The sequence below is a fragment of the Streptomyces sp. 3N207 genome (assembly GCF_052246355.1).
Lineage (GTDB): Bacteria > Actinomycetota > Actinomycetes > Streptomycetales > Streptomycetaceae > Streptomyces.
The window spans coordinates 406,245-414,564 of record NZ_JBQQBV010000004.1 but is presented as its reverse complement, the minus strand read 5'-3'; the positions used below and the strand labels follow the sequence as shown (position 1 = coordinate 414,564).

Below are 8,320 nucleotides of genomic sequence, written 5' to 3'. Positions count from 1 at the left end.
CCATGAAGAGGCAGGCATCGGCCACCCGATGAGCCACCCCCGCCCCGTCCTCGTAGCTCCAGCAGTCCAGATACGGCACCGAGGCGTGATAGCCGAGCCGGCGGTACAGCGCGTCGGCGCGCGGATTGTTCTTCTCGACCCCGAGACCGATGATTGGGCACCCCCGGTCCGCGGCAAGCCGCTCGGCCTCACGGATGAGGGCGGTGCCGATGCCCTGCGAGCGCAGCGTCTCGGGCCAGATGCCGAGCCCGTTCACCTCGGGGCAGTCAGGGTGTACCGCCCGCACTTCCGGCGCCGCGCACCCCTCCCAGCGGACCTCGCAGCTTCCGACCGGGCGGCGGTCCCGCCAGGCGACGAGAAAGGTGGCGCTGCCCTCCCGGTGCCGCGCGTAACGGGCCTCATGATGCGAGGTAACCCCGCGGGAAGGCATGTGCTGGTCGAGCAGGTCGAGGTCTTCTTCCCGGCACTGACTGATCCGCATGTCAGTAGCCTACGAGCCGGTCCAGACCACAGCGCCGGGCTTCACAACACGTTTCCCGTCCGACACCTCACCCTGCACCTGACCCGCCACCAACCCCCGGCAGCGGGTCACCCACCCCGCTCACCCACCCCTCTCACCCACCCCGCGCCGGCCGGCTCACCCGAAGCGCACCGGCAGACTCGTCACCCCACGCAGCACCGTTCCTTCCCGCCACTCCAGCGCCGCGGGGTGGGCGTCGAGTTCCAGCGAGGCGGTACGTTCCAGCAGCATCTCGAAGGCGATCCGCGCCTCCAGGCGGGCCAGCGGGGCGCCCAGGCAGAAGTGGATGCCGTGGCCGAAGGCGAGGTGGCCACGTGCCTCGCGGCGGATGTCGAAGCGGTCGCCGTCGGGGAAGCGCTCCGGATCGCGGTCGGCGTCACCCAGAACCGGCAGTACGAGCTGACCGCCTCCGGGTATCAGGGTGCCGCCGATCTCGACGGGCTCCAGCGTGAAGCGGAAGGTGGACACCTCGACCGGACCGTCGTAGCGCAGCATCTCCTCGACGGCCCCCGGCAGCAGCGTCGGGTCGGCGCGCAGCGCGGCGAGCTGGTCGGGGTGGCGCAGCAGCGCGAGGGTGCCGTTGGCGATGAGCCCCACGGTCGTCTCGTACCCGGCGATCAGCAACAGCCAGGCCATGCCGAGCAGTTCGTCGGTGGAGAGCCGGTCCCCGTCCTCGTCGCTGGTGCGGATCAGGGTGCTCAGCAGGTCGTCGCCCGGCTGCGCGCGCTGCCGCTCCAGCAGCTGGGCCAGATAGCCGGCCAGCGCCTGTACGGATTCCCTTCTCTCCTCCTCCGGCGCGGCGCTCAGCACGTGGTCGGACCAGGCGCCGAAGCGCTCCCGATCCAGGTCGGGCACGCCCAGCAGTTCGCAGATCACCGCGATCGGGAGCGGGAAGGCCAGGGATGCGACCAGGTCGGCCCGCCCGTCGGGGCTCGCCAGCATGGCGTCCAGCAGTCCGGCGGTCAGCTCCCGGATTCGCGGTTCCAGCGCGGCGATACGGCGCGGGGTGAACTCCCTGGAGACCAGCTTGCGCAGCCGGGTGTGGTCGGGCGGATCGCTGATCAGCATGTGGGTGCCGGGAGCGACCACGAGGCCCCCGGCGTCCGGGGAGGCGTTCGCCCAGCTCTTGGAGAGGCGTTCGTCGGTGAGCGCAGCGCGCGCCGCCTCGTGGCCGACCACCAGCCAGGCGAGCGCCCCTTCCGGGGTCCGGACGTGGTGTACGGGGCCGCGTCGGCGCAGCGCGGCGTAGACGGGGTAGGGGTCGCGGACGAAGTCGTCCCCCAGCGCGACGAGATCGACGATTCCGTCGGTGTCCGGACTCGGTTCCAGCACGCTCTGGTCAGCCATACGGTGAGCGTAGGAGCCGGTGCCCGGTACTTCACCGGTGCGTTTTCGGCCAGGGCGGGAACCCCTGCGCTCCCTGCTCAGCCGTGGCTGCCCTTGCTCTCCGCCGGCACCGCATCCTCCAGCCGCTGGAGCAGGTCGGTGACCCGCTTGGCGACCGTCTCCCGGTCCTCGCCCTCGGTGAGCGCGGAACCCATACCGCAGGCGACGGCACCCGCCGCGATCCACTCGGGTGCTGCCTCGACGGTGACTCCGCCGGTGGGCAGCACGGGGGCCTGCGGCAGCGCAGCGCGTACGTCCCGCAGCCAGCCGGGCCCGTACTGCGAGGCGGGGAAGAGCTTGAGCCCGTCGGCGCCCAGCTCCAAAGCGCGGACCATCTCGGTGGGGGTGGTGATTCCGGGGAAGACGGGCACGCCGTAGCGGTGTCCGGTGCGTATGACCTCCTCGTCGAGGCTGGGTGAGACGAGGAAGCGGGCGCCCGCGTCGACGGCGAGCCGGGCCGAGGCGCTGTCGAGCACGGTGCCCGCGCCGATCACCGAGTCGTCGCCGGTCTCGCGGCGCAGCGTGCTGATCGCATCCAGTGCGTACGGTGTGGTCAGCGAGATCTCCAGGCTGGTGAGCCCCGCGCCGAGCAGGATGTCGGCCGTCGCGGTGGCCTTCTCGTAGCTGTCCGCGCGGACGATGGCGAAGACGCGCTGTTCCAGCGCCGCCCTGGTGATCTCCCAGCGGTACACGGCAGTTCGCCGCCTCTCTTGATCTGTCGGATGGGGCCGGGGGCCCTCGCCGTACCGGGCCGTACCGGGTGCGGTCAGTGCGGTCAGCGGTGCACCGGGTCGATGCCCCGGGTGAACGCCTGGAGTGCGCGGTCGCGCGCTGCGGCCGTGGGAAGTCCGTCGATGTCGCCGGGGGCCTGGATGACGAGCGCGGCCACGCAGGCCGCCTCGGCGAGCGCCTGCTGGTGGTCGAGTCCGCGCAGCCGCGCGGAGAGCCAGCCCGCGGCGAACGCGTCGCCGGCGCCCACCGGGTCGACGACGGGCACCTCGAACGGCTGCTGCCGCCACCGGCCTTCGGCGGTGTGTGCAACGGCGCTGTGGTCGCGGTGCTTGACGACGACCGTGCTGGCTCGGCCGAGCGTCAGCAGGGCTTTGGCTCCCTCGTCGGGGCCCGCGCCCAGCAGCAGTTCCAGCTCGTCCTCGCCCGCGAGCACGAGATCGGCCTCGCGCAGCAGCGGGCCGACGCGCCGGATCCACTCGTGCTCGGTGCCCAGTTTGCGGCGGACGTTGGGGTCGAAGGAGACGGTGGCGCCGGTCTGCCGGGCGCCTTCGATGAGGGCGCGGGTGGCCTGCTCGGCGTCGTCGGAGAGCATCGCGGTGATGCCGGTGACGTGTACGAGCCGTACTCCCGCGAGGGCTTCGGGGGTGATCTGCGCGGGGCTGAGCAGGGAGGCGGCCGAACCGGCGCGGTAGTACTGCACATCGATGGCGCGGTGCGGATGGCTGTCGCGCAGCAGGAGACCGGTCGGCGATTCGGGGTCCATCTCGGCGCAGGAGACATCGACGCCGTCGGCACGGAGCTCCCGCAGCACGGCCTCACCGGCCGGGTCGTCCCCGACGCGGCCGATCCAGCGGGCCCAGTGGCCCAGCCTGGCAAGCCCCGCCGCCACATTGGACTCGGCACCCGCCACGGAACGTCTGAACTGCGTCGCACGTTCCAGTGGGAGACCGGGCTCGGCGAGCATCAACAGCATGGCCTCACCGCAGGTAACCGCTTCCGGGCCGTTTCTCACCGGTAACTCCCCATATCTACCGCCCACGCATCACTCTCTGTGGGGAAACGTTACCCGTTTACGCCCGGTAAGCCACCCCCGGGTGGCGGGACACCTGGGGTAAGGGCTGAACGTTACCCGCAAAGCGGCGACCGTCGTCCCATTACGGGACAACCGCTGCCTGATCGTTCTCAGTTGCGGGGGATGGCGCGCAGGCGGCGCCGGATCGCGGTGGACGGCGGGCCGGCGGCCGGTCCCGTACCGGAGCGGAAGAACCACACCTCGAACGGGAACCCCGCGAAGGGAGCAACCAGACGCAAGCGTGCTCCGCGGCTTTGCCGCGGAGCACGCTTGGTGGGGGGCTCGGGCTGTCGCCCGGTCGGAGGCCCGGTCAGCAGGTGTAGTCGATCAGGTCGAAGGACTCGTAGTGGTCGGCCGTGTAGTAGTCCTCCTGGTCCTTCTCGCCGGTGACGATGCGGCGCGCGCCGCGGTCGTCGGAGCCCGGGGTCTTGACGGTGTACTCGTGGTAGTAGCCCTGCTCCTGGTCCGGCAGGATGCCTTCGCGGTTCTGGAAGACGGTGCCGTCCTGGGGGTAGGGGTAGGGACCGCCCTGCTCGATGAGGTCGAGGGTGTCGTGGGCTTCGGCCGGGAGCTTCGACTCACAGATGTCGCCGACCGCGGTGATCTGCGGGGCCGCGACCACGGACTGCGCCACCGGCGCTGCGGTCGCGGGGGCGGCGGTGAGCGCTGGACCACCGACGAACATCGCGGCGGCGAGGGCTCCGACGGCACCGATACGGCTAAGACGTGGGGGGAATCTCATGCCACCCTATGGTGACGCGCGTAGATGGCATGTCAATGCCAAGTCGCGGAATTTTGCCGGTCGTTCACGCCTCCGTGAACCGTGAACCGGGGACCGGGACCGGGACCGGGACCGGGACCGGGGACCGGGACCGGGGACCGGGACCGGGACCGGGGACCGGGGAGCCGGAGGGCCGGAGGGGCCGCGGGTGCAGCTCGGCCCCTCCGGAACCGATGACGTCAGCTCAACTCCGCGTGGCGGGCCCGCAGTCGGCGGGAGCCCTCTTCGGTCAGGGAGCCGTGCAGGCGCAGGCGGGCGATGGCACCGTCCGGGAAGATGTCCATCCGCACATGGGTGACCGGCGGTGCGTCGGTCAGCAGGAAGCGGTGGACGGTGTCGGGCTGGAGCCGGGTGCGGGGCAGGAGTTCGGTCCACTCCCCCGTCTCGCCGTCCTTCCCCACGAGGGCCACCCAGCCCGCGGCGTTGCCCCGGTAGCAGGCGGTGTCGACCTCGACGGCGCGGATGCGGCCCTGCCCGGCGAGTACGTAGCTGACCCAGTCGTGGCCCTTGTCGCGGCGGCGGCGGGTCTCCCAGCCCTCGTCCATCTTCTGCGAACGGCCCGGCAGGATGCTGTTGACCGGCGGCGAGAAGAAGCGGTCCGAGGCGTCCTCGGCCAGTCCGCCGTTCTCCAGCGCCACCAGGTCGAAGGTGCCCAGCGCCGTCAGCCACTCGGGGTCGGCCACCACCTCGCCGTACACCCGCAGCCGGGCGATGCCGCCGTCGGGGTACTGGCGCAGCCGCAGATGCGTGAAGCGGCGCTCCTCGGTGACGACGAAGCCGTTGGCCGCGTGGCCGCCGACGGGGGTACGGGGGACGAGCGTCGTCCACTTCACGTCGTCGGCCAGCAGCTCCTCGGGGGAGGGTGCGCCGGGTACGGAGGTGGCCTCGACGGAGACGTACGGCGGGTAGTTGCCGCGGAAGTGTGCGGTGTCCACGACCAGGCCGCGGATCACGCCGGGGGCGCCGAGCTTGACCAGCGCCCAGTCGTGCTCGTCGTCGGTCGGGTGCGGGGTCTCGCCGGATGCCCCGCGGCGGCGGCGGGTCTCCCAGCCGTCCATGACCTTGCCCTTGTGCTGGAAGGCGTGCGGGTCGAACTCGGCACGCTCCGGGTTGAGCAGGTTCTCCCGCTCGGCGAAGAACTCGTCGTTGGCAGCGATGACAGTGGCGCCCAGCCTGCGGTCGGCCAGATCCGGGAGGTGGGCGAAGGGGAACCCGGCCTGCGGCGTGCGGTAGTCGGCGTAGGTGTCGCCACCCTGGTAGGGCGCGGCGTCTCCGGTGTAGCCGGTGTAGCCGGTGTAGCCGGGTATACCTGCGGTCTGCGCCGCTGTCATGCGGTCTTCCTTTCGATGAGTCGTCCGGTCTTTCCGGTGGGAACTCCGTGGTCGGCGACGCGTTCGCCGCGCAGCCACGCGGAGCGGACGACGCCGTGCAGGGTCTTGCCCGCGTAGGCGGTCACCTGGTTGCGGTGGTGGAGGCGGGCCGGGTCCACGGTGAAGGTCTCCTCGGGAGCGAGAACCGCGAAGTCGGCGTCGAAGCCCGGCGCGATGGCGCCCTTGCCCTGGAGCCCGGCCAGCCGCGCCGGCGCCCCCGCCATCCAGCGGGCGACGTCGGTGAGGGGCAGCCCGCGGCGGCGGGCCTCGGTCCAGACGGCGGGCAGGCCGAGCTGGAGGGAGGAGATCCCGCCCCATGCGGTGCCGAAGTCGGGGGTCTTCAGGTCGGTGGTGCAGGGCGAGTGGTCGGAGACGACGCAGTCGAGGGTGCCGTCGGCCAGGCCCTGCCACAGCGCGTCCTGGTTCTCCTGCTCCCGGATGGGCGGGCAGCATTTGAACTCGGTGGCACCGTCGGGGACTTCCTCGGCAGTGAGGGTGAGGAAGTGCGGGCAGGTCTCGGCGGTGATACGGAGCCCGTCGGCGCGGGCCTTGGCCAGTACCGGCAGCGCGTCGCTGGAGGAGAGGTGCAGTACGTGCACTCGGGTGCCGTGCCTGGCGGCGAGCTCGATCAGCAGGGCGATGGCGTCGTTCTCGGCCGAACGGGGGCGGGAGGCCAGGAAGTCGGCGTAGGCGGGGCCGCCCCTCTGCGGCGCCGCGGCGAGCCGCCCCGGGTCCTCGGCATGCACGATCAGCAGTCCGTCGAAGGAGGCGATCTCCGCCATGGCGGCGGACAGCTGCGCACGGTCGAGCTCGGGGAACTCGTCCACCCCGGAAGGGGAGAGGAAGCACTTGAAGCCGAAGACGCCCGCCTCGTGCAGGGGCCGCAGCTCGGCGACGTTCCCGGGTACGGCGCCGCCCCAGAAGCCGACGTCCACGTGTGCCTTGGGCCCGGCGACCTCGCGCTTGATCCGCAGATTGTCGGCGGTGGTGGTCGGCGGGAGGGAGTTGAGCGGCATGTCGACGAGCGTGGTGATACCGCCCGCCGCCGCGGCCCGGGTGGCTGTCCAGAAGCCCTCCCACTCGGCGCGGCCCGGATCGTTGACGTGAACGTGGGTGTCGACCAGGCCAGGCAGCAGCGCGTCCTCGCCGACATCCTCCAGCGCCGCCCCGGGTGGCAGCTCGGCGTCGTACGCCAGCACCGCCTCGATCCGGCCTGCACCGTCGACCGTGACGGTTGCCGGTCGCTCTCCCTCGGGGGTGAGGACGCGCCGTGAGCGCAGAACGAGCCGCACGTCGGACAAACCGACCTCCTTCAGCTCTGCGAGCTTTTCAGCTCCATCAGCCCCTTCAACTTTCTGTTGAAAGGTTCGGCTGCATCGAATCCTGGTGCGCCGGGGAGAGCCAGTCAAGGGTTCACCCCTGGAGAACTCCACAAAATGAAACTAAGCTTTCGCCATACAGAAGAAAACCGGCGCGACACAGAGCGCCTCGCAAGGCGCACGACGCAGCAGGAAACCGGCGTCCGCGCCGGGGCGTGTACGAGTAGGGCGAACTCTCGGGAGACAGTCCCCCGGCCCCCCGCCCTCGATACCATGCGCCTGACCGCAGGCCAGGAAAGGAACGCGACGTGCCGCCGTCCGCAGAGCACACAACCACCCCCCAGGCTGCCACAGCCCCTGCCGCATCCGGCGGGGTGCAGTCCCTCGAGCGGGCCTTCGACCTGCTGGAGCGGATGGCCGACGCCGGGGGCGAGGTCGGGCTCAGCGAGCTCTCGGCCGCCAGCGGGCTGCCGCTGCCCACCATCCACCGGCTGATGCGCACCCTCGTCTCCTGCGGTTACGTACGCCAGCAGCCCAACCGCCGCTACGCCCTCGGTCCCCGCCTCATCCGGCTCGGCGAGAGCGCCGCCCGGCTGCTGGGCACCTGGGCCCGCCCCTACCTGGCCAGGCTCGTCGAGGAAACAGGCGAGACGGCGAACATGGCGCTGCTCGACGGCGACGAGATCGTCTACGTCGCGCAGGTGCCCTCCCGGCACTCGATGCGGATGTTCACCGAGGTCGGCCGCCGGGTGCTGCCGCACTCCACGGGAGTGGGCAAGGCGCTGCTCGCGCATACCCCGGACGACCAGGTCCGCGCGCTGCTCAGCCGGACCGGTATGCCCGCCGCCACCGAGAAGACGATCACCACCGCGGAGGGCTTCCTGGAGGCGCTCGCACGCGTACGCGAGGCGGGGTACGCCACCGACGACAACGAGCAGGAGATCGGCGTGCGCTGCATCGCCGTCTCCGTGCCCGACTCCCCCACCGCCGCCGCGATCTCCATCTCCGGCCCGGCCGGCCGCGTCACCGATGCGGCCACGGACAAGTTCGTCCCCCTCATGCACGAGGTCGCCGCCGACCTGTCGGCGGCTCTTGCCACCGGCGCCCAGTAGGACCCGAACGCGGTCGTTGCGGCGGAGT

At 71.6% G+C, this 8,320-nt stretch carries 9 protein-coding genes; 1 reads left to right on the top strand and 8 read right to left on the bottom strand.

The genetic code is table 11. The features are described from left to right. From ACTWP9_RS09580 to allB, 8 genes are all read right to left on the bottom strand, one after another. Positions 1 to 481 (bottom strand): GNAT family N-acetyltransferase (locus ACTWP9_RS09580; protein ID WP_443245575.1); only part of this gene is annotated, 481 nt, incomplete at its 3' end. 156 nt (positions 482 to 637) lie between these two features. Next, complete coding sequence (locus tag ACTWP9_RS09575) at positions 638 to 1,867, bottom strand: cytochrome P450 family protein (RefSeq protein ID WP_443245574.1); 1,230 nt, start codon at positions 1,865 to 1,867, stop codon at positions 638 to 640. A 77-nt stretch (positions 1,868 to 1,944) separates the two neighbouring features. Then, complete coding sequence (locus tag ACTWP9_RS09570) at positions 1,945 to 2,598, bottom strand: bifunctional 4-hydroxy-2-oxoglutarate aldolase/2-dehydro-3-deoxy-phosphogluconate aldolase (RefSeq protein WP_443245573.1); 654 nt, start codon at positions 2,596 to 2,598, stop codon at positions 1,945 to 1,947. A gap of 83 nt (positions 2,599 to 2,681) precedes the next feature. After that, positions 2,682 to 3,611, bottom strand: coding sequence for a sugar kinase (locus ACTWP9_RS09565; RefSeq protein ID WP_443245608.1), 930 nt, complete (start codon positions 3,609 to 3,611; stop codon positions 2,682 to 2,684). Between the two features lie 209 nt (positions 3,612 to 3,820). Then, on the bottom strand, positions 3,821 to 3,949 hold the full coding sequence (locus ACTWP9_RS09560) for a hypothetical protein (protein ID WP_443245572.1): 129 nt from the start codon (positions 3,947 to 3,949) through the stop codon (positions 3,821 to 3,823). A 71-nt stretch (positions 3,950 to 4,020) separates the two neighbouring features. Next, positions 4,021 to 4,452 (bottom strand): ribonuclease domain-containing protein, encoded by a 432-nt coding sequence (locus ACTWP9_RS09555; RefSeq protein ID WP_443245571.1) that lies wholly within the window; start codon positions 4,450 to 4,452, stop codon positions 4,021 to 4,023. Between the two features lie 218 nt (positions 4,453 to 4,670). Further along, positions 4,671 to 5,822, bottom strand: coding sequence for an allantoicase (gene alc, locus ACTWP9_RS09550; protein WP_443245570.1), 1,152 nt, complete (start codon positions 5,820 to 5,822; stop codon positions 4,671 to 4,673). Beyond that, positions 5,819 to 7,162 carry an allantoinase AllB gene (allB, locus tag ACTWP9_RS09545; protein ID WP_443245569.1) on the bottom strand — a complete coding sequence of 448 codons (1,344 nt, stop codon included), beginning with the start codon at positions 7,160 to 7,162 and terminating at the stop codon, positions 5,819 to 5,821. The genes alc and allB overlap by 4 nt, the downstream gene beginning before the upstream one ends. A 326-nt stretch (positions 7,163 to 7,488) precedes the next feature. On the opposite strand from allB, the gene ACTWP9_RS09540 reads away from it, so the two are divergent. Next, positions 7,489 to 8,292 (top strand): IclR family transcriptional regulator, encoded by an 804-nt coding sequence (locus ACTWP9_RS09540; RefSeq protein ID WP_443245568.1) that lies wholly within the window; start codon positions 7,489 to 7,491, stop codon positions 8,290 to 8,292. Positions 8,293 to 8,320 lie beyond the last annotated feature (28 nt).

Bases quoted from the DNA above. Each gene is read 5' to 3' on its own strand.
- ACTWP9_RS09555 (WP_443245571.1), bottom strand. From the start codon at position 4,452: ATGAGATTCCCCCCACGTCTTAGCCGTATCGGTGCCGTCGGAGCCCTC.
- alc (WP_443245570.1), bottom strand. From the start codon at position 5,822: ATGACAGCGGCGCAGACCGCAGGTATACCCGGCTACACCGGCTACACC.
- ACTWP9_RS09575 (WP_443245574.1), bottom strand. From the start codon at position 1,867: ATGGCTGACCAGAGCGTGCTGGAACCGAGTCCGGACACCGACGGAATC.
- ACTWP9_RS09565 (WP_443245608.1), bottom strand. From the start codon at position 3,611: ATGCTGTTGATGCTCGCCGAGCCCGGTCTCCCACTGGAACGTGCGACG.